Source organism: Enterobacter sp. N5-15, assembly GCF_057221635.1.
The window spans coordinates 4,208,164-4,227,678 of the sequence record NZ_CM170150.1; the positions used below are offsets into that span (position 1 = coordinate 4,208,164).

The window sequence follows — 19,515 nt, forward strand, 5'->3', positions numbered from 1 at the left end:
TCTTACCGACGACGCCCCAGCTTCACCGCCTTCAGCACCACGAACTTGTTATTGGTCGCAACGGTGACGCAGTTGCCGAAAATCTTCTTCAGCTTGTGGAAGTAGTCCAGGTGGCGGTTCGCCACGATGTACAGCTCGCCGTTGATTTTCAGGCAGCGGCGCGCGTGGTGGAACATCTCCCACGCGACGTTATCCGTCAGGGCGTGCTTCTGGTGGAACGGCGGGTTACAGAACACCGCGTTGAAGCGGAACGGCTCTACGCCAGACAGCGCGTTGTTGATCATAAACTCACAGCGGTCCAGCGCTTCCGGCATGTTGGTTTCCACGTTCAGACGGCTGGAGGCCACCGCCATTGGCGACTCGTCGCTGAACACCACGCTGGCGTCCGGGTTCTTCGCCAGCAGCGTCAGGCCAATCACGCCGTTACCGCAGCCTAGATCGACAATCTCACCTTCCAGATTTTCCGGCAGATGTTCTATAAAGAAACGCGCCCCGATATCCAGCCCGGTGCGGGAGAAGACGTTCGCATGGTTGTGGATGGTCCAGTCGGTGCCTTCCAGCTTCCAGCTCAGGGTCTCCGGCGCGTCGGCCAGCTCCGGCGCGCTGAAGGTACAGTTGATCAGGCGCGCTTTTTTCCAGGCCAGCGTCGTGGTGGTCGGCCCGAGGACTTTCTCGAACAGCTCCAGCGTCGAGGTGTGAATATCGCGCGCTTTGGCACCCGCGATGATGCGCGTTTCAGGCGTCACGACCTTACGCAGCGCGCGAAGCTGTTGCTCCAGCAGCGCCATGGTTTTTGGCACTTTGATCAGCACCACGCCCGGCGCCTGCGGGTAGTCCGCGGTGCTGTCGAGGAACTTCACGCTGGACTCTTCGATGTCGTTATGGCGCAGGTTTTCACGCGTCGCCAGCTCGCTCAGGTAGGAATCGCCGATGCTGTAAGGCGTGTGTTCCGCCAGGGCGCAGCCCAGCGCGCCAAAGGCGTCATTCAGGATCAAAACCGGGCCGCGGATTTCAGTCTCATCCAACTGCTGCAGCAGATATTCATCCGCCGCTTCCCACGCCATGAGCGGGTTAACGTCGTCCGTTTCCGGGAAACGTTTAAGGTTGAGTGAACGGAAACCGTTGTCTAAGTGGCTCATCGGCCCTCCTGAATGGTAAAATTTGGCGTATCCCTGAAAAGGGTGCGTGAGTATACCCGTTTTATTGTCGATTTGGGGCGTTGATGAACCAACTTACTTATCTCCAGGGCTATCCGGAGCATTTACTGACTCAGGTTCGCAGCCTGATTGCCGAGCAGAAGCTCGGCGCGGTGCTGGAAAAACGCTATCCCGGCACGCACGATTTCGCGACCGATAAGGCCCTCTGGCAGTATACGCAGGATCTGAAAAGCCGGTATCTGAAGAGCGCGCCGCCGATCAACAAGGTGATATACGACAACAAGATCCACGTGCTGAAAAACGCGCTCGGCCTGCACACCGCCATCTCCCGCGTGCAGGGCGGCAAGCTGAAGGCGAAGGCCGAAATCCGCGTCGCGACGGTGTTCCGTAACGCGCCGGAAGCCTTTCTGCGGATGATCGTCGTCCATGAGCTGGCGCACCTGAAAGAGAAAGAGCACGACAAAGCGTTCTATTCCCTGTGCTGCCACATGGAGCCGCAGTACCACCAGCTGGAGTTTGATACCCGGCTATGGCTTACGCATTTATCGTTAAATGGTAATGCGGAATAGCGCACGCGAATTGTCATGATGACGTGCTACAGTGGCTAAAGGTTCCCCGCTACGGAGTACGTAAACGTTTATGATACGTTTCGCAGTCATTGGTACGAACTGGATCACACGCCAGTTCGTCGACGCCGCCCACGAAACCGGCAAACTTAAACTTACCGCAGTCTATTCCCGCAGCCTCGAGCAGGCGCAGAGTTTTGCTAACGACTACCTCGTTGAGCATCTCTTCACTTCGCTTGATGACATGGCGCAAAGCGACGCCATTGACGCGGTGTATATCGCCAGCCCTAACTCCCTGCACTTCCCGCAGACAAAGCTGTTTCTCAGCCACAAAAAGCATGTGATTTGCGAGAAGCCGCTGGCGTCAAATATCCTGGAAGTGGAAGCGGCCATTGCGCTTGCCCGCGAAAACCAGGTGGTGCTGTTCGAAGCGTTCAAAACCGCCAGCCTGCCGAATTTCCTGCTGCTGCAGCAGTCCCTGCCGAAAATTGGCAAAGTGCGTAAAGCCTTTATCAACTACTGCCAGTACTCGTCGCGCTACCAGCGCTACCTGGACGGCGAGAACCCGAACACCTTTAACCCGGCCTTCTCGAACGGCTCGATTATGGATATCGGCTTCTACTGTCTGGCCTCCGCCGTGGCCCTGTGGGGCGAGCCGCACGGCGTAACGGCCACCGCCAGCCTGCTGGAGAGCGGCGTGGATGCGCACGGCTTAGCGGTGCTGGACTACGGTGATTTCAGCGTCACGCTGCAGCACTCCAAGGTGAGCGATTCCGTGCTGCCGAGCGAAATTCAGGGCGAGGCGGGCTCGCTGGTTATCGAGAAGATCTCCGAGTGCCAGAAAGTGAGCTTTGTGCCTCGCGGCGGCAAAGCGCAGGAGCTGACGCAGCCTCAGCATATTAACACTATGCTCTATGAGGCAGAGGTCTTCGCCCGTCTGGTGGAAGACAACGAAGTGAATCACCCTGGCCTGGCGGTGAGCCGCACCACGGCGAAGCTGCAAACGGAGATCCGCCGCCAGACCGGCGTGGTGTTCCCGGCAGACGGCGTAGGCGCGGAAGCTATCGCGTAAAGCTGTGTAATGAAACGGCGCAGACCATTGACGAAACCAATGGTCTGACATATTTTGTTACCTGCAAAGGGGAGTAACTTCTTCGCCGGTGGATCGTCATTACGATGCGTTAAACACGCATCCGGTCGCCGGGCAACCCTCGTGGTTGTAAGTGAGACCTTGCCGGAAGGCGAGGTCTATGCATAAAAAGCTAACGGCTATCGTCTTCTGACCATGGCCGTTTTTGTTTTTTATGTGTAAGGAAAATAGTATGCATTCTGTCGGCACTCCAATGTTGTGGGGCGGATTCGCGGTTGTCGTGCTCATCATGCTGGCGATCGACCTCTTTTTGCAGGGGCGTCGCGGCGCACACGGCATGAGCATCAAACAGGCTGCGGCCTGGTCTCTGGTGTGGGTCACCCTCTCCCTGCTGTTCTGTGCCGCCTTCTGGTGGTATCTGGCCTCGACCGAAGGCCGCGCGGTGGCCGATCCTCAGGCGCTCGCCTTCCTCACCGGCTATCTGATTGAAAAAGCCCTGGCGGTCGATAACGTCTTCGTCTGGCTGATGCTGTTTAGCTACTTCGCCGTGCCTGCTGCCCTGCAGCGCCGCGTGCTGGTTTACGGCGTGCTGGGTGCCATTGTTCTGCGTACCATTATGATCTTCGCCGGCAGCTGGCTGATTACCCAGTTCGAATGGCTGCTGTACGTCTTCGGCGCGTTCCTGCTGTTCACCGGGGTCAAGATGGCGCTGGCGAAAGAGGACGGCTCCGCGATTGGCGATCGCCCGCTGGTGAAGTGGATCCGTGGGCATCTGCGCATGACCGACAAGATTGAGAGCGAGCACTTCTTCGTGCGCAAGAACGGCCTGCTGTTTGCCACCCCGCTGCTGCTGGTGCTGATTCTGGTTGAGCTGAGCGACGTAATTTTCGCGGTGGACAGCATTCCGGCTATCTTCGCGGTGACAACCGACCCGTTCATCGTCCTGACCTCAAACCTGTTCGCCATCCTCGGCCTGCGTGCGATGTACTTCCTGCTGGCAGGCGCGGCGGAGCGCTTCTCGATGCTGAAGTACGGTCTGTCGGTGATCCTGGTGTTTATCGGTATCAAGATGCTGATCGTCGATTTCTACCATATCCCGATCGCCATTTCGCTCGGCGTGGTGTTTGGCATTCTGATCGTGACGCTGATTATCAATACCTGGGTTAACCGCCAGCACGATAAGAAGCAGCAGGTGGAGTAAAACGGTCGGTGCGGGCTGATGCCCTCACCCCGGCCCTCTCCCACAGGGAGAGGGTGAACACACATTTGTAATGCAGTAGTTAAAAAACATGATGCAACACGTAAAATCCAGCATTTTACGCTTCCCTCCGAAGACACTTTCCCTATACTCGACCAGGCAAACATGTACTTACATCCGGACATAAATGTGACTTAGAGCACATCCGGGATGGAACGCAATTTCACTTAAGGAATCCCCATGACCGCATCTTCGTCTGGTCTGTTTGCGCGTCTGTCGCGCGGCAGCCTCGTTAAGCAAATACTGGTTGGCCTTGTGCTCGGCATCGCGCTGGCACTGATCTCGAAACCTGCCGCCGAGGCCACCGGCCTGCTCGGCACGCTGTTCGTCGGCGCGCTGAAAGCGGTCGCGCCGGTTCTGGTGTTGACCCTGGTGATGGCCTCAATCGCCAACCACCAGCAGGGGCAAAAAACCAATATTCGCCCGATTCTGTGGATGTACCTGCTGGGTACGTTCTCCGCCGCGCTGACGGCGGTTATCGTTAGCTTTATCTTCCCTTCCACGCTGCAGCTGACCACCGGCGCAACCGACATTACGCCACCTGCGGGCATTGTTGAGGTGATGCACGGCCTGCTGATGAGCATTGTGGCAAACCCGATTCACGCGCTGATCAACGCCAACTATATCGGCATTCTGGTGTGGGCGGTGGGCCTGGGCTTTGCCCTGCGCCATAGCAATGACACCACCAAAAACCTGATCACCGACGTTTCTAACGCCGTGACCTTTATCGTGACGGTGGTGATCCGCTTCGCACCGATTGGTATTTTTGGTCTTGTCGCCTCGACGCTGGCAACGACCGGTTTTGGGGCCTTGTGGGGCTATGCCCAACTGCTGCTGGTTCTGATCGGCTGTATGGCCGTGGTGGCGCTGGTGATTAACCCGCTGCTGGTGTTCCTGCAGACCCGCCGTAACCCGTACCCGCTGGTGCTGATGTGCCTGCGCGAAAGCGGCGTGACCGCCTTCTTCACCCGCAGCTCTGCGGCGAATATTCCGGTCAACATGTCGCTGTGTGAGAAGCTGAATCTGGACCGCGATACCTACTCCGTCTCAATCCCATTGGGGGCGACCGTCAATATGGCGGGGGCGGCAATTACCATTACGGTGCTGACGCTGGCGGCGGTCAATACGCTGGGTATCCCGGTGGATCTGCCAACGGCGCTGCTGCTAAGCGTCGTTGCTGCGCTCTGTGCCTGCGGCGCATCCGGCGTGGCGGGCGGTTCCCTGCTGCTGATCCCGCTGGCGTGTAATATGTTCGGCATCCCGAACGAGATCGCCATGCAGGTAGTTGCGGTGGGCTTTATCATCGGCGTATTGCAGGACTCCTGCGAGACGGCGATTAACTCCTCCACCGACGTGATGTTTACCGCCGCCGTGTGCCAGGCGGAAGATGCGCGTTTAGCGAAGAACGCCCTGCGAGGTTAACAGCAAAACGGCAACCCTGAGGTTGCCGTTTTTAGTGTTTGTACCCTCTCCCCGTGGGAGAGGGCCAGGGTGAGGGCATCAGGCCGCACCGATTAAAGCGTCACACCGCTCTTAAAAATCGCCAGCTCGCGGAAATCGTTCTTCTCGTTGCAGGTCTGCCTACCGTTAGCAAATTCCACGATAGCGTCCACGAACTCCGTCAACAGCTGCGGCATCGCTTTGCCGTGGATCAGCTGGCCCGCATCGAAGTCGATCCAGTGCTTTTTCTTTGCCGCCAGCTCGCTGTTGGTGGCGATTTTCACCGTCGGCACAAAACCGCCGTACGGCGTACCGCGCCCGGTGCTGAACAGCACCATATGGCAGCCGGCACCCGCCAGCGCGCTGGTGGCGACCGCATCGTTGCCCGGTGCGCTCAGCAGGTTCAGACCGTGCGTTTTCAGGCGCTCGCCGTAGCGCAGCACGTCCACCACCTGGCTCGCGCCCGCTTTCTGAGTGCAGCCGAGGGATTTCTCTTCCAGCGTGGTGATCCCCCCCGCCTTGTTGCCCGGCGACGGGTTCTCATAAATCGGCTGATTGTGGGCAATGAAGTACTGTTTGAAGTCGTTCACCATGGTGACGGTCTTCTCAAACGTCTCTTCGTCGCGGCAGTGGCTCATCAGAATACGTTCCGCGCCGAACATTTCCGGCACTTCGGTCAGCACCGTGGTGCCGCCGTTGGCAATCACGTAGTCCGAGAAACGGCCGAGCATTGGGTTAGCGGTGATCCCGGACAGGCCATCAGACCCGCCGCACTCCAGCCCAAACTTCAGCTCGCTCAGCTTGCCCGGCTCGCGCCTGTCGTGGCGCATTACGTCGTACAGCTGATGAAGCTGCTCAATGCCCGCTTCCACTTCGTCGTCCTGATGCTGACACACCATAAAATGCACGCGCTCAGGGTCGAATTCCCCCAGCGTTTCGCGGAAGGCGTCCACCTGGTTGTTCTCGCAGCCCAGACCAATCACCAGCACCGCGCCCGCGTTCGGGTGACGCACCATGTTTTGCAGCATGGTGCGGGTATTGATGTGGTCGTCGCCGAGCTGCGAGCAGCCGTAGGTGTGGCTGAACAAATGCACGCCGTCAGTGCCTTCGGCATCGTTGGTCTCTTTCAGAAAACGCGTCTGGATCTGACGCGCAATCCCATTCACGCAGCCGACGGTCGGGAGGATCCACAGCTCGTTGCGGATCCCCACCTCGCCGCTGGCGCGACGGTAGATCTGCACCTCACGATCTGCCGCCTGCCCGGCTTCCGCCTGGAAATCAGGTTGATAGCTGTACTCGTCCAGATCGCTCAGATTGGTGCGGGTATTGTGGGAGTGAATATATTCACCCGGCGCAATATCCGCCAGCGCATGACCGATGGGCAAACCGTACTTCACCACGTTCTCCCCTTTCGCAATGGGGATCAGGGCAAACTTGTGTCCACGCCCAATAGCCTGGCGCAACGTGACCGACTGACCGTCGAACGTGACGCTCGTTCCTTCGGTCAAATCAGCCAGCGCGACGGCAACGTTATCCAGCGAATGGATTTTGATGTATTGCATATCAACCTCAAACGGCCTTAGTTCAGTTCAATGGCGAAGTAGTCACGCGCATTGTTAAAGCAGATGTTTTTCACCATTTCGCCCAGCAGCTGGATATCCGCTGGCGCTTCGCCCGCGTGCACCCAGCGGCCAATCATCTGGCACAGAATGCGGCGGAAGTATTCATGGCGGGTATAGGACAGGAAGCTGCGGCTGTCGGTCAGCATGCCGACAAAGCGGCTCAGCAGGCCCAGCTGCGCCAGCTGCGTCATCTGACGCTCCATGCCGTCCTTCTGATCGTTGAACCACCAGCCGGAACCGAACTGCATCTTGCCCGGCATCCCTTCGCCCTGGAAGTTGCCGACCATGGTGCCCAGCACTTCGTTATCGCGCGGGTTCAGGCAGTACAGGATGGTTTTTGGCAGCAGGTTTTGTTCGTTCTGTTTGCTCAGCAGTTTGGACAGCTCTTCCGCCAGCGGACGGTCGTTGATGGAGTCAAAGCCCACGTCGGCACCGATCAGCTTGAACTGGCGCTGGTTGTTATTGCGCAGCGCGCCGATATGGTACTGCTGTACCCAGCCGCGACGCGCGTATTCCGCGCCGAGGAATACCAGCACCGCCGTTTTAAACTGCGCCACTTCGTGCTCGCTCAGGCCTTCGCCGGAGAGACGACGCGCAAGGATGCTGTCCAGCTCGGCTTCGTTTGATTCCGCAAACAGCACCACGTCCAGCGCGTGGTCAGACACTTTACAGCCGTGCGCCGCGAAGTGATCCAGACGTTTGGTCAGCGCGGTTTGCAGGTCAGCGAAACGACGGATGTCGGTATCCGACGCTTCCGCCAGCTTCGCCATGTAATCGGTGAAGGTGGCCTGCTCAATGTTGAAGGCTTTGTCCGGGCGCCAGCTTGGCAGCACTTTGATATCAAAAGAGGTGTCTTTGGCGACAACGGCATGATGTTCCAGGGAGTCGATCGGATCGTCGGTGGTGCCCACCATCTTCACGTTCATCTGCTTCATGATGCCGCGCGCGGAGAAGTTATCCTGCGCCAGCAGCGCGTTGCAGCGATCCCAGATTTCATCGGCGGTCGCTGGGGAGAGCAGTTTGCCGGTGATGCCAAACGGACGGCGGAGCTCAAGATGCGTCCAGTGATAGAGCGGGTTGCCGATGGTGTGCGGAACGGTCGCCGCCCAGGCGTCAAACTTCTCGCGGTCGGTCGCATCGCCGGTACACAGGCGCTCGGCAACGCCGTTGGTGCGCATGGCGCGCCATTTGTAGTGGTCACCCTTCAGCCAGATGTCATACAGGTTTTTGAAACGGTAATTTTCGGCAACCTGCTGCGGCGGTAAATGGCAGTGGTAGTCGAAAATCGGCTGGTCTTTTGCGTAGTCGTGGTACAGGCGGCGAGCAAATTCGGTATCTAACAGAAAATCTTCGGTCATAAACGGCGTCATTATCGTCTTCCTCATTACGGGAGCGTCAGAAAGCGTATGTTCATATGCTGCAAAGTTATCACACCAATTTCCACCCACCGAAGCTTTTTTCGTGAGTGAGATCAATAAACGTCAACAAATAAATTACCCTCAATGGAGTAAACCCTTCCGCAACCCCCGCCATTACTGGCTTTGCGCGCAACGATTAATGTCCCCACAAAGAATCATACATTTGTGATGTCACTCACCTTTTAAAGTTGTATGACAAGTTATCTTTTCGCCGTCGCAAACTATAAGCCGACGGAATGCATTGCCGGTGTGAGAGACATCGGATTTAGCGGTACGGATACCGACTTATGCACGCTTACTTATGGCAAGGTTCGGGCCGTTCCGGGACATGCTCCCGGTTACGCCCCTCCCGTTACACAACTGCTCCCGGAAACGGTTGAGAGGTTGCCGTGCTCTGGCGCGGAAATAACATAACGATGAGGTTTTAGATGCGTAAAATTAAAGGGTTACGTTGGTATATGATCGCACTGGTGACGTTAGGCACCGTGCTGGGCTACCTGACGCGTAACACCGTGGCAGCAGCAGCGCCAACGTTGATGGAAGAGCTGCATATCTCCACGCAGCAATACTCCTACATCATTGCCGCCTATTCCGCGGCTTATACCATCATGCAGCCTGTTGCGGGCTATGTGCTGGACATTCTCGGTACCAAAATCGGTTATGCCTTCTTCGCCATCGCCTGGGCGGTGTTCTGCGGTGCAACCGCACTGGCAGGCAGCTGGGGTGGACTGGCTCTGGCTCGCGGTGCGGTCGGTGCGGCTGAAGCCGCAATGATCCCGGCGGGCCTCAAGGCCAGCTCCGAGTGGTTCCCGGCGAAAGAGCGTTCCATTGCGGTCGGCTACTTCAACGTAGGCTCGTCCATCGGGGCAATGATTGCGCCGCCGCTGGTGGTGTGGGCTATCGTGATGCACAGCTGGCAGATGGCGTTCATCATCTCTGGCGTGCTGAGCTTTGCCTGGGCGATGGCGTGGCTGATTTTCTACAAACACCCGCGCGATCAGAAAAAGCTCTCCGAAGAAGAACGCGAATACATCATTGGCGGTCAGGAAGCGCAGCATCAGACCAACAACGGCAAAAAAATGACCGTCTGGCAGATCCTGGGCACCCGTCAGTTCTGGGGTATCGCCCTGCCGCGTTTCCTGGCTGAACCGGCCTGGGGTACCTTTAACGCGTGGATCCCCCTGTTCATGTTTAAAGTCTACGGCTTTAACCTGAAAGAGATCGCGATGTTCGCCTGGATGCCAATGCTGTTCGCTGACCTGGGCTGTATCGTGGGCGGCTACCTGCCACCGCTGTTCCAGCGCTGGTTTGGGGTGAACCTGATTGTTTCCCGTAAGTTGGTCGTCACCATGGGCGCGCTGCTGATGATCGGCCCTGGCATGATCGGCCTGTTTACCAGCCCGTACATCGCCATTGCTCTGCTGTGCATCGGTGGCTTTGCGCACCAGTCCCTGTCCGGCGCGCTGATTACGCTCTCGTCTGACGTCTTTGGTCGTAACGAAGTGGCAACCGCAAACGGCCTGACCGGCATGGCCGCCTGGACCGCGAGCACCATGTTTGCACTGGTGGTCGGCGCGCTGGCGGATACCATCGGCTTCAGCCCGCTGTTCGCGGTGCTGGCGATCTTCGACCTGATGGGTGCGGTGGTTATCTGGACGGTGCTGAAAAGCAAATCGGCAGAGGAGCTGGCGAAAGAGTCCCTCGGGAAACCGGCTACGCAGAGTTAGCATGTTGTGCCGGGAGCCGGGTGGCGGCTTCGCCTGACCCGGCCTACACCATCCAACGAAACCGTAGGCCGGGTAAGCGCAGCGCCACCCGGCATTTAAAGGCCGCTCAGTAGCGGCTTTTTTAATGGCAAAATCTGGAGAGTGGCACGCAAAAGTGGTATAACAAATCATCTGCCGTACCCTGCCTGGAGCGCATATGGAAATCACCGAACCACGTCGTTTATATCAACAACTTGCTGCGGAGCTGAAAGATCGCATCGAGCAAGGGGTCTATCTTGTCGGTGATAAACTTCCCGCCGAGCGCTTTATCGCGGATGAAAAAAGCGTGAGCCGCACCGTGGTGCGTGAAGCGATTATCATGCTGGAAGTGGAAGGCTACGTTGAGGTACGCAAAGGCTCCGGCATTCACGTGATTTCTAATCTGCCGAAACACTCTCCCGTCGCGGACGAAAGCCTGGAATTCGCCAGCTATGGCCCGTTTGAGCTGCTCCAGGCTCGCCAGCTGATCGAAAGCAATATTGCTGAGTTTGCGGCGACGCAGGTGACCAAGCAGGACATCATGAAGTTGATGGAGATCCAGGAGAACGCCCGTAAGGAAAAATGTTTCCGCGATTCAGAGTGGGATCTTCAGTTCCACGTTCAGGTCGCCCTGGCAACCCAAAATACGGCCCTGGCGGCAATCGTTGAAAAAATGTGGACTCAGCGCGTTCACAACCCGTACTGGAAAAAACTGCACGACCATATTGATTCCCGTACCGTCGACAACTGGTGTGACGATCACGACCAAATCCTTAAGGCGCTGATTCGTAAAGATCCGCATGCCGCCAAGCTGGCGATGTGGCAGCACCTGGAAAACACCAAGCAGATGCTGTTCAACGAAACCAGCGATGACTTCGAATTTAACGCTGACCGCTATCTTTTTGCCGATAATCCCGTTGTTCATCTCGATACGGCATCCAGTGCCGCAAAATAGATGACCTTTCTGCTGGCAGGCGCTACGTTGCGCCTTCCGGCTTACATGGGTAAGCAAAACATATATAGTGTCAGCCTTTGTAAATCCCCTCGCTCACTTCCTGGGCTTACGCCAAAATCAACCCACCCCTGCAAATTCTGTGACGCAGAACGTTGGGCTTTGTTACAATTGGATTCAATTCCTTATTTTGTAAGTTAGTGCTTGCTAACCAGCCAATTAACAGGGAACAGTGTTGGCCACACCGCAATGTGTCCGCGAGCGACCATAATGAAATCACAACAATGTCGCCGTGCTGTTTGTCCCGGATAACAGGCGTGACGTTAACCGATTTCCAGGAACACTGAATGGAACTTTTGACCCAACTACTGCATGCCCTCTGGGCGCAGGATTTTGAAACGCTGGCCAACCCTTCCATGATTGGCATGCTCTATTTCGTCTTGTTTATGATCCTGTTCCTTGAGAACGGTCTGCTGCCTGCTGCCTTCCTGCCCGGTGATAGTTTGCTGGTGCTTGTCGGCGTGCTGTGTGCCAAAGGGGCGATGGCGTTTCCACACACCATTTTATTACTGACCGTTGCGGCCAGCCTCGGCTGCTGGGTGAGCTATATCCAGGGAAGATGGCTGGGCAATACCCGGATCGTCCAGAACTGGCTCTCTCACCTTCCCGCGCATTATCACCAGCGGGCGCACCACCTGTTCCATAAGCACGGGCTTTCCGCGCTGCTGATTGGCCGCTTTATCGCCTTTGTTCGCACCCTGCTGCCCACCATTGCTGGTCTGTCGGGGTTGAGCAGCGCGCGCTTCCAGTTCTTTAACTGGATGAGCGGCCTGCTATGGGTGCTTATTCTGACGACGCTGGGCTATGCACTGGGTAAAACGCCGGTCTTTATGAAATATGAAGATCAGCTGATGTCCTGCCTGATGCTGCTGCCCGTGGTTCTGCTGGTCTTCGGCCTGATTGGCTCACTGGTTGTCCTGTGGAAAAAGAAATACGGAGCCAGAGGCTGACGATGGTTATCTCACCGCTCGCTCTGCGCCGTTTTGCTTTTGCCACGATTACACTGGTGGTGCTCAGCGCCCTGCTGCTGGCATGGAGCGCGCTTTCGCATCAGGAATCGACGCTGGCCATCCGCCCGGTAAACCAGGGTGCCAGCGTGCCTGACGGTTTTTCCGTCTGGCATCATCTGGATGCGAACGGGATCCGCTTTAAGAGCATCACCCCGCAGGACGATGTTTTACTGATCAAGTTTGATTCCCGTGCGCAAAGTGCCGCCGCGAAAGTGGTTCTCGACCGTACGCTGCCGCACGGGTATATCATTGCTCAGCAGGAAGATGAGAGCCAGCCTGCGGCCTGGCTCTCATTGATTCGCGATACGTCGCATCGGTTTGGATAACTTCCAGGATTCCGAATCTTTTCACTCACTTTGGTGAATCCCCCGTTTACTTACTATGCTTAAGTACGCGGAGCACCCCTCGATGTACTCCGCATAACTTTGGATAGCGGCTTATGCCGCCACACAATGGAAGGTTTCGATAATGAAATTCCGCATTACTCTGGCTCTGGCCCTTTTTTCTTTAAGCACAGCATCCTTCGCAAACTCTCTCTGTCAGGAGAAAGAACAGGATATTCAGCGTGAGATCGGTTATGCCCAAAAGCATAACAATCAGCACCGTGTTGATGGTCTTAAAAAAGCGCTGAGCGAAGTGAAAGCGAACTGTTCAGACAGTAAGCTTCGTGCCGACCACCAGAAGAAAATCGCTGAACAGAAGGACGAGATAGCCGAGCGCCGTCGCGACCTGCAGGAAGCGAAAGAGAAAGGGGATGCGGAAAAAATTGCTAAGCGCGAGAAGAAGTTGAAAGAAGCGCAGGATGATCTGAAAGCGCTGGAAGCTCGCGATTATTGAGTTAACGGAAATCTCAACAGGAGAGAGAATCATGTCAAAAGATACGACGTCTGAACATCTGCGCGCTGAACTGAAATCCCTGGCCGATACCCTTGAAGAGGTGCTGAACTCCTCTGCTGACAAGTCAAAAGAAGAGGTCAGCAAACTGCGCAGCAAGGCGGAGCAGGCGCTGAAAGAGAGCCGCTATCGCCTGGGTGAAACCGGTGATGCACTGGCGAAACAGACCCGCGAAGCGGCTGCGCGCGCGGACGAATATGTGCGTGATAATCCATGGACGGGTGTAGGGATTGGTGCCGCAGTGGGTGTGGTACTGGGTGTCCTTCTGACGCGTCGCTGATATGGAAGATCCTCGTCACGCACAAGGGCCTGCTAACAACGTCCTCGGCATCGGCCAGCGTATTTTAACGACGCTGGTCGGGATTGCCGAAACGCGCGTCCGGCTGGCAGTGGTCGAGCTGGAGGAGGAGAAAGCGAACCTCTTCCAGATGCTGCTGATGCTCGGGCTGACCATGCTCTTCGCCGCGTTTGGTCTGATGAGCCTGATGGTGTTAATCATCTGGGCCATTGATCCCCAGTATCGTCTTAACGCGATGATTGCCACCACCGTCGTTCTGCTGGTCGCAGCGTTGATAGGCGGTATCTGGACGCTGCGTAAAGCCCGCAAGTCCACTTTCCTGCGCCATACGCGTCAGGAGCTGGCGAACGATCGCGCCCTGCTGGAGGATGACTAGCCGTGAGCGGTAAAGCCGAACGTCAAAAGCGAAAAGCGTACCTGTTAAGCCAGATCCAGCAGCAACGGCTGGATCTGTCTGCCAGTCGTCGCGGCTGGGTTGACGCGACGCGACGGTTTGACCGGGGCTGGAATACCGTCCTGAGCCTGCGTTCCTGGGCGCTGGTCGGCAGCAGCGTGATGGCTATCTGGTCCGTTCGTCATCCGAACATGCTGATCCGCTGGGCTCGTCGTGGATTTGGCGCCTGGAGCGCCTGGCGTCTGGTGAAAGCAACGATCCGTCAGCAGCAGTTACGGTGATAAAAGCAAAACGGTAACCCTGGTTACCGTTTTTTGTTTTTGCGCCCTCTCCCTGTGGGAGAGGGTTGGGGTGAGGGCACCAGCGCGCACGCCCCCTTACTCAATATCTTTGAATTAGATTGACAGTTTTCCTAGCTAACAATTGCTACCCGCCCCGTTTATGATGCTCTCCATCGACAGCAATACCGCGGTATCTACCCGGAATTGCAGACAAATAAAGTTCAGCCGCTCATGTGGTTTCCTGGAGAGTAAAATGAAAAAATTAGAAGATGTTGGTGTACTGGTCGCGCGTATTCTGATGCCAATTCTGTTCATCGTGGCAGGTTGGGGAAAAATCACCGGTTATGCGGGTACCCAGCAGTACATGGAAGCCATGGGCGTTCCGGGGTTCCTGTTGCCACTGACCATTCTTCTTGAGTTCGGCGGCGGCCTGGCAGTCCTGTTCGGCTTCCTGACCCGTACCACCGCGCTGTTTACCGCAGGCTTCACCGTGCTGACGGCGTTCATCTTCCACAGCAACTTTGCGGAAGGCGTGAACTCTCTGATGTTCATGAAAAACCTGACCATCGCGGGTGGCTTCCTGCTGCTGGCCGTCACTGGCCCGGGCGCATACAGCATCGACCGCGTTCTGAATAAGAAATGGTAAGCACGCTATACTGAATGAACACAAAGCGAGGAGACATCTCCTCGTTTTTGCTATCTGACGGAGGAGAAAAAATGGGACAACTCGTAGACGGCGTATGGCAGGATGTCTGGTATGACACCAAATCCACCGGAGGTCGCTTCAAGCGCTCTGTTTCGGCCTTCCGTAACTGGCTGACCGCCGACGGCGCGCCAGGCCCGAGCGGCGAAGGCGGCTTCGCGGCTGAGAAAGACCGTTATCATCTTTATGTTTCGCTTGCCTGCCCGTGGGCACACCGCACGCTGATCGTGCGCAAGCTTAAAGGTCTCGAATCCTTAATTCCGGTTTCAGTCGTGAACCCGCTGATGCTGGAAAACGGCTGGACGTTTGACAGTGATTTCCCTGCGGCGACCGGCGACGATCTTTACCACCACGATTTCCTTTACCAGCTCTATCTGCGCGCCGATCCGCACTACACCGGGCGCGTTACCGTGCCGGTGCTGTGGGACAAGAAAAACCAGACGATTGTCAGCAATGAGTCTGCGGAAATCATCCGCATGTTCAATACCGCGTTTGACGCGCACGGCGCCCGTGCCGGAGATTACTATCCGGTTGAGCTGCGTGAGAAAATTGACGAGCTGAACAGCTGGATTTACGACAACGTCAACAACGGTGTCTACAAGGCCGGTTTCGCCACCAGCCAGGAAGCGTATGACGAAGCGGTTGGAAAGGTGTTTGAATCGCTGGAGCGTCTGGAACAGCTCCTGGGCAAGCATCGCTACCTGACGGGCGATCGCCTGACGGAAGCGGACATTCGCCTGTGGACCACGCTGGTTCGCTTTGATCCGGTCTATGTCACCCACTTTAAGTGCGACAAGCACCGCATCAGCGATTACCTGAACCTGTATGGTTTCCTGCGCGACATCTACCAGATGCCGGGGATTGCCGACACGGTCGACTTCGACCATATTCGCACCCACTATTTCCGCAGCCACAAAACCATCAACCCGACGGGCATTATCTCCATTGGGCCGTGGCAGGATCTGGATGAACCTCACGGGCGCGACGTCCGTTTTGGATAAATATTAAGGGCATCAATGGATGCCCTTTTTTAATTCACAATCTCCATCTATCCTTACTTTGATTGCTTAGAAAACAAGTGATTGACCGACTATTGAGGCAAGGAAAAATGGACTGGTATTTAAAAGTACTGCGCAACTACATTGGATTTGGTGGCCGTGCCCGCCGCAAAGAGTACTGGATGTTCGTTCTGGTGAACTTCATCCTTATCATGGTGCTGGGTATTGTGGATAAAATTCTCGGCTGGGAGCGGGCTGGCGGTGAAGGCGTGCTGACCACCATTTATGGCCTGTTGGTCCTGCTGCCATCATGGGCGGTGCTGTTCCGTCGACTGCACGACACCGATCGTTCAGCGTGGTGGCTATTGCTGCTGTTGATCCCGATTGTAGGCTGGATCGTGATTTTGATTTTCAACTGCCAGAGCGGGACGCCGGGCGAAAACCGCTTTGGTCCCGATCCTAAGATCGGCGCGTAAAATAACGCCCGGTGGCGCTTACGCTTACCGGGCCTACTCGTTTATTTATTCTGGTGGGCGAAGAGTTTAGGTATTTCGCGCAGGCACCACGATTTGGCTTCGCCCATGCTGTCGCGACGCCACGCCATAATGATATCCACCTCGTGGCTATATTCCGGGCTGACAACGCGCAGCCGCCCTTCAGCAATGTCTTTTTCCACAAACGGGTACGGCATGGTCGCCACGCCCAGACCTGCCAGCAGCGCCTGCCGTTTGTCTTCCAGCGAGGTCACCGTCAGACGAGGCTGCTTATCCAGCAGCTGCACCGTCAGCACCGGACGCTCGCGCGCGGTATCCGCCACCGCCACGCCGCGATACTTCACGCGCGTTACCTCCGAGAGCGGCTCCGGCTCCTGATGAATCGGGTGATTGGGTGCGGCAACGTAGACGTTCATCACGCTGTAAAGCTTGCGCGAGTTGATTTCTGATGAGGAACGGAAGTGCATGTCCGGCGCAATGACGATATCCGCCCTGCCCGTTTCCAGACGTTCCCACGCGCCTGCCAGCACCTCGGTGATGATTGACAGCTGTGTATTGGCCTTCGCCGCCAGGCGGTCCACCAGCGGGAACAGCGCTTCAGTCGGCACCAGCGCTTCCGTCACCAGCGTCAGATGGGTCTCCCAGCCGCGCGCCAGCGCTTCCGCGTCTGTCGTGAGCTTGTCCGCCGCTTCCAGCAGCACGCGGCCGCGCTCCAGCAGCATTCGCCCCACGTTGGTGAATTTTGTTCGATGACCGGAGCGGTCAAACAGCACCACGTCCAGCTCTTCCTCCAGCTTCTGCATGGTGTAGCTTAGCGCAGACGGAACGCGCCCCAGCTCATCTGCCGCCGCCGCAAAACTGCCGCGCCGGTCAATCGCGTCCATGACGCGAAGCGCCTCAAGCGTCAATGCTCTCTCTTTAGCCATCTCGTTCTCATTCAGGAAATTTGAACATACCGGGCAGAATATCTGGCTAACAATGCAGCGTCCATACCTTTACCATTGTTTTAGTGTAAAGAGAGGTCAAGTTTATGATTACGACAAGAACAGCTAAACAGTGCGGACAAGCCGATTTCGGTTGGCTGCAGGCCCGCTACACCTTTTCCTTTGGACACTACTTTGACCCTAAACTCCTCGGTTACGCTTCATTGCGCGTGTTGAACCAGGAAGTGCTCGCCCCGGGCGCCTCCTTCCAGCCGCGTACGTACCCGAAAGTCGATATCCTGAACCTGATCCTGGAAGGCGAGGCAGAATACCGCGATAGCGAGGGCAATCATGTCCAGGCAAAGGCTGGCGAAGCGTTGTTAATTTCCACGCAGCCGGGCATTAGCTACAGCGAGCATAACCTCAGCAAAGACAAAACGCTGACCCGTATGCAGCTGTGGCTGGACGCCTGCCCTGAGCGGGAAAATCCGCTGGTACAGAAGTTAGATTTAACGGGCGATAAGCAGCAGCTTATTGCATCGCCGGACGGCAGTAAAGGTAGTCTGCAGCTGCGTCAGCAGGTGTGGCTGCACCATATCGAGCTGAAGAAAGGTGAACAGGCGAGCCTCCAGCTTCATGGTCCGCGCGCCTATTTGCAGTCTATTCACGGTACGGTGCATGCGGTGACGCACACGGAAGAGAAAGAAGCGCTCACCTGCGGCGACGGGGCGTTTATTCGTGATGAAGCGAATATCACCCTGGTGGCGGATACGCCGCTGCGCGCGCTGCTGATTGATTTGCCGGTTTAAGATAAACACGCCCCCTCGCTCGATCGGTTCCCTCTCCCTGTGGGAGAGGGTTAGGGTGAAGGGTAACGGGTTGGATTAAATCACAACACCTTACTCGCCATAATCTCAATAATCTGCCGGTCCGTTTCCTGCATTGAGCGGCACGCCAGCGCGCACAGGTTTGCGATCGACTGCTCCACATCGTGCGCCACAATCCCCTCGTTGCCCGTTACGGCAGAGTCATCCAGTGCCATCATCACCGCTTTCCAGGCGCTACTGACGCTGGTTGAGACCTTCATGGCGCAGCTGTTAGATGCCCCGTCGCAGATCATCCCGCTGACGTCACCGATCATACTGCCTATCGCCATTGAAATGGTCTGGTAAGAACCGCCCATCAGCCACGCCATCCCCGCCGCAGCGCCCATCGCTGCCGTTGTCGCCGCACACAGCGCCGACAGGCGTGGAAGCTGGACGTGGATATAGATAGCCGAAAGATGTGACAGCATCAGCGCCCGCGCCAGCCGTTCGTCGTCAGCCTGAACGTGTTCAGCCACGACCACTACCGGCATAGTAGCGGCGATCCCCTGATTGCCAGAGCCCGAATTGCTCATCGCCGGCAGCGTCGCGCCGCCCATACGGGCATCCGAGGCTGCGCTGGTACGAATGACAATATCTGACCCCAGATCCTGCGCCATCCATCCGCGCGCGCGCTGCTTACTGAGCGTTGCGCCAATGTGCAACCCCCACTTCCCGCTGAGCCCTTCGCGGGAGAGCGCATCGTTCAACTGCCCTGCCTGCAGGATAAAGCGGATCGCCTCAAACGGCACCTGCTCAACAAATTCCAGGATCTGCGACAGCGTGGTAGTGGAAAGCACCGCCAGCGGATCGTCGTTCGTCTGGCACCGTTGATCGTCAAGCCTAAAGCGCGTTTCGCCCTGACAAACCACCTCCACCACTCGCGTATGCCCGCCAGCGATAGTCACCATTGCCGAGGTGTCCCCTGCATGAACACAGGCGCGCGAGTAAAGGATCTCATCGCACGGCGCCTGCAGTTTGACCTGCACCAGCCCCGCCTCAAGCAGGGCTTTGGCGCGTATCAGCGCATCGGCGGTGACATCTTTCAACACCTCCAGTCCGGCGTTGGCTTTACCGCCAGTCGCGCCCAGCGCCGCCGCAATGGGTAACCCGACCATGCCGGTGCCCGGCACCGTTACGCCCAGCCCGTTTTTCATCAGGTTCGGCGATACCCACGCCTCTATTTGCGTGACCTCCCCCGGCAGAAGGTCTGCGGCCATCGCGCAGGCCAGCGCCAGAGAGACGGGTTCGGTGCACCCAAGAGCAGGCTTCACTTCTTCCTGCACCGCGCGAATAAATTGATTCCATAAAGGATGAGTTTGCTTAGACATCGTTACGACCTTAATTAC

Annotated in this window: 21 protein-coding genes; 16 read left to right on the forward strand and 5 right to left on the reverse strand. The window is 56.9% G+C overall.

The features are described from left to right. Window positions 1-2: 2 nt before the first annotated feature. Window positions 3-1,139: a 23S rRNA (guanine(1835)-N(2))-methyltransferase RlmG gene (gene rlmG, locus AC2TE5_RS19860; protein WP_213328910.1), complete on the reverse strand. Its 1,137-nt coding sequence runs from the start codon at window positions 1,137-1,139 to the stop codon at window positions 3-5. Window positions 1,140-1,222: 83 nt separating this feature from the next. Between rlmG and AC2TE5_RS19865 the strand changes: the two genes are divergently transcribed. From AC2TE5_RS19865 to sstT, 4 genes are all read left to right on the forward strand, one after another. Next, window positions 1,223-1,726, forward strand: coding sequence for a YgjP-like metallopeptidase domain-containing protein (locus AC2TE5_RS19865; protein WP_213328909.1), 504 nt, complete (start codon window positions 1,223-1,225; stop codon window positions 1,724-1,726). 70 nt (window positions 1,727-1,796) lie between these two features. Beyond that, window positions 1,797-2,795: a Gfo/Idh/MocA family protein gene (locus AC2TE5_RS19870; protein ID WP_484612259.1), complete on the forward strand. Its 999-nt coding sequence runs from the start codon at window positions 1,797-1,799 to the stop codon at window positions 2,793-2,795. 250 nt (window positions 2,796-3,045) lie between these two features. After that, entirely contained in the window at window positions 3,046-4,014 is a 969-nt protein-coding gene (locus AC2TE5_RS19875) for a TerC family protein (RefSeq protein ID WP_032650327.1), read from the forward strand. A 237-nt stretch (window positions 4,015-4,251) separates the two neighbouring features. Then, complete coding sequence (gene sstT / locus AC2TE5_RS19880) at window positions 4,252-5,493, forward strand: serine/threonine transporter SstT (RefSeq protein ID WP_213328907.1); 1,242 nt, start codon at window positions 4,252-4,254, stop codon at window positions 5,491-5,493. Window positions 5,494-5,585: 92 nt separating this feature from the next. On the opposite strand, the gene AC2TE5_RS19885 is transcribed toward sstT, so the two are convergent. Next, on the reverse strand, window positions 5,586-7,073 hold the full coding sequence (locus tag AC2TE5_RS19885; protein WP_213328906.1) for a UxaA family hydrolase: 1,488 nt from the start codon (window positions 7,071-7,073) through the stop codon (window positions 5,586-5,588). Between the two features lie 17 nt (window positions 7,074-7,090). Next, window positions 7,091-8,503, reverse strand: coding sequence for a glucuronate isomerase (uxaC, locus tag AC2TE5_RS19890; RefSeq protein WP_213328905.1), 1,413 nt, complete (start codon window positions 8,501-8,503; stop codon window positions 7,091-7,093). Window positions 8,504-8,979: 476 nt separating this feature from the next. On the opposite strand from uxaC, the gene AC2TE5_RS19895 reads away from it, so the two are divergent. The 11 genes from AC2TE5_RS19895 to AC2TE5_RS19945 all read left to right on the forward strand — a co-directional run bounded on the left by AC2TE5_RS19895 (window position 8,980) and on the right by AC2TE5_RS19945 (window position 16,362). After that, entirely contained in the window at window positions 8,980-10,278 is a 1,299-nt protein-coding gene (locus AC2TE5_RS19895) for an MFS transporter (RefSeq protein WP_159514971.1), read from the forward strand. Window positions 10,279-10,474: 196 nt separating this feature from the next. After that, complete coding sequence (gene exuR, locus AC2TE5_RS19900; RefSeq protein ID WP_023309288.1) at window positions 10,475-11,251, forward strand: transcriptional regulator ExuR; 777 nt, start codon at window positions 10,475-10,477, stop codon at window positions 11,249-11,251. 344 nt (window positions 11,252-11,595) lie between these two features. Further along, entirely contained in the window at window positions 11,596-12,258 is a 663-nt protein-coding gene (gene yqjA, locus AC2TE5_RS19905) for a DedA family general envelope maintenance protein YqjA (RefSeq protein WP_023309289.1), read from the forward strand. Window positions 12,259-12,260: 2 nt separating this feature from the next. Then, on the forward strand, window positions 12,261-12,644 hold the full coding sequence (mzrA, locus tag AC2TE5_RS19910; protein WP_484612260.1) for an EnvZ/OmpR regulon moderator MzrA: 384 nt from the start codon (window positions 12,261-12,263) through the stop codon (window positions 12,642-12,644). A 142-nt stretch (window positions 12,645-12,786) separates the two neighbouring features. Beyond that, window positions 12,787-13,155, forward strand: a complete 369-nt coding sequence (locus AC2TE5_RS19915; protein WP_213328904.1) for a DUF1090 domain-containing protein — start codon at window positions 12,787-12,789, stop codon at window positions 13,153-13,155. Window positions 13,156-13,186: 31 nt separating this feature from the next. Then, window positions 13,187-13,492: an ElaB/YgaM/YqjD family protein gene (locus tag AC2TE5_RS19920; protein ID WP_008503141.1), complete on the forward strand. Its 306-nt coding sequence runs from the start codon at window positions 13,187-13,189 to the stop codon at window positions 13,490-13,492. 1 nt (window position 13,493) lies between these two features. Continuing rightward, window positions 13,494-13,886 (forward strand): phage holin family protein, encoded by a 393-nt coding sequence (locus tag AC2TE5_RS19925; protein WP_023333540.1) that lies wholly within the window; start codon window positions 13,494-13,496, stop codon window positions 13,884-13,886. A 2-nt stretch (window positions 13,887-13,888) separates the two neighbouring features. Then, window positions 13,889-14,185: a YqjK-like family protein gene (locus AC2TE5_RS19930; protein ID WP_213328903.1), complete on the forward strand. Its 297-nt coding sequence runs from the start codon at window positions 13,889-13,891 to the stop codon at window positions 14,183-14,185. Window positions 14,186-14,438: 253 nt separating this feature from the next. Beyond that, on the forward strand, window positions 14,439-14,831 hold the full coding sequence (locus AC2TE5_RS19935; RefSeq protein ID WP_023309292.1) for a DoxX family protein: 393 nt from the start codon (window positions 14,439-14,441) through the stop codon (window positions 14,829-14,831). 71 nt (window positions 14,832-14,902) lie between these two features. Further along, window positions 14,903-15,889: a glutathione S-transferase family protein gene (locus tag AC2TE5_RS19940; RefSeq protein WP_159514973.1), complete on the forward strand. Its 987-nt coding sequence runs from the start codon at window positions 14,903-14,905 to the stop codon at window positions 15,887-15,889. Between the two features lie 107 nt (window positions 15,890-15,996). Further along, window positions 15,997-16,362, forward strand: a complete 366-nt coding sequence (locus AC2TE5_RS19945; protein WP_023294635.1) for a DUF805 domain-containing protein — start codon at window positions 15,997-15,999, stop codon at window positions 16,360-16,362. A gap of 41 nt (window positions 16,363-16,403) precedes the next feature. On the opposite strand, the gene AC2TE5_RS19950 is transcribed toward AC2TE5_RS19945, so the two are convergent. Further along, complete coding sequence (locus AC2TE5_RS19950; protein ID WP_213328901.1) at window positions 16,404-17,306, reverse strand: LysR family transcriptional regulator; 903 nt, start codon at window positions 17,304-17,306, stop codon at window positions 16,404-16,406. 104 nt (window positions 17,307-17,410) lie between these two features. Here AC2TE5_RS19950 and AC2TE5_RS19955 point away from each other — a divergent pair, with 104 nt between their 5' ends. After that, window positions 17,411-18,112 (forward strand): pirin family protein, encoded by a 702-nt coding sequence (locus tag AC2TE5_RS19955; protein WP_484612261.1) that lies wholly within the window; start codon window positions 17,411-17,413, stop codon window positions 18,110-18,112. 80 nt (window positions 18,113-18,192) lie between these two features. Here AC2TE5_RS19955 and AC2TE5_RS19960 read toward each other — a convergent pair whose 3' ends face one another. Next, window positions 18,193-19,497: an L-cysteine desulfidase family protein gene (locus tag AC2TE5_RS19960; protein WP_213328900.1), complete on the reverse strand. Its 1,305-nt coding sequence runs from the start codon at window positions 19,495-19,497 to the stop codon at window positions 18,193-18,195. Window positions 19,498-19,515: the final 18 nt, after the last annotated feature.

Coding starts and splice junctions, on each gene's coding strand:
- AC2TE5_RS19940 (WP_159514973.1), top strand. CDS start 14,903: ATGGGACAACTCGTAGACGGCGTATGGCAGGATGTCTGGTATGACACC.
- exuR (WP_023309288.1), top strand. CDS start 10,475: ATGGAAATCACCGAACCACGTCGTTTATATCAACAACTTGCTGCGGAG.
- AC2TE5_RS19870 (WP_484612259.1), top strand. CDS start 1,797: ATGATACGTTTCGCAGTCATTGGTACGAACTGGATCACACGCCAGTTC.
- AC2TE5_RS19935 (WP_023309292.1), top strand. CDS start 14,439: ATGAAAAAATTAGAAGATGTTGGTGTACTGGTCGCGCGTATTCTGATG.
- AC2TE5_RS19950 (WP_213328901.1), bottom strand. CDS start 17,306: ATGGCTAAAGAGAGAGCATTGACGCTTGAGGCGCTTCGCGTCATGGAC.
- mzrA (WP_484612260.1), top strand. CDS start 12,261: ATGGTTATCTCACCGCTCGCTCTGCGCCGTTTTGCTTTTGCCACGATT.
- sstT (WP_213328907.1), top strand. CDS start 4,252: ATGACCGCATCTTCGTCTGGTCTGTTTGCGCGTCTGTCGCGCGGCAGC.
- rlmG (WP_213328910.1), bottom strand. CDS start 1,139: ATGAGCCACTTAGACAACGGTTTCCGTTCACTCAACCTTAAACGTTTC.
- AC2TE5_RS19885 (WP_213328906.1), bottom strand. CDS start 7,073: ATGCAATACATCAAAATCCATTCGCTGGATAACGTTGCCGTCGCGCTG.
- yqjA (WP_023309289.1), top strand. CDS start 11,596: ATGGAACTTTTGACCCAACTACTGCATGCCCTCTGGGCGCAGGATTTT.
- AC2TE5_RS19875 (WP_032650327.1), top strand. CDS start 3,046: ATGCATTCTGTCGGCACTCCAATGTTGTGGGGCGGATTCGCGGTTGTC.
- AC2TE5_RS19920 (WP_008503141.1), top strand. CDS start 13,187: ATGTCAAAAGATACGACGTCTGAACATCTGCGCGCTGAACTGAAATCC.
- AC2TE5_RS19955 (WP_484612261.1), top strand. CDS start 17,411: ATGATTACGACAAGAACAGCTAAACAGTGCGGACAAGCCGATTTCGGT.
- AC2TE5_RS19925 (WP_023333540.1), top strand. CDS start 13,494: ATGGAAGATCCTCGTCACGCACAAGGGCCTGCTAACAACGTCCTCGGC.
- AC2TE5_RS19960 (WP_213328900.1), bottom strand. CDS start 19,497: ATGTCTAAGCAAACTCATCCTTTATGGAATCAATTTATTCGCGCGGTG.
- AC2TE5_RS19915 (WP_213328904.1), top strand. CDS start 12,787: ATGAAATTCCGCATTACTCTGGCTCTGGCCCTTTTTTCTTTAAGCACA.
- AC2TE5_RS19865 (WP_213328909.1), top strand. CDS start 1,223: ATGAACCAACTTACTTATCTCCAGGGCTATCCGGAGCATTTACTGACT.
- AC2TE5_RS19945 (WP_023294635.1), top strand. CDS start 15,997: ATGGACTGGTATTTAAAAGTACTGCGCAACTACATTGGATTTGGTGGC.
- AC2TE5_RS19895 (WP_159514971.1), top strand. CDS start 8,980: ATGCGTAAAATTAAAGGGTTACGTTGGTATATGATCGCACTGGTGACG.
- uxaC (WP_213328905.1), bottom strand. CDS start 8,503: ATGACGCCGTTTATGACCGAAGATTTTCTGTTAGATACCGAATTTGCT.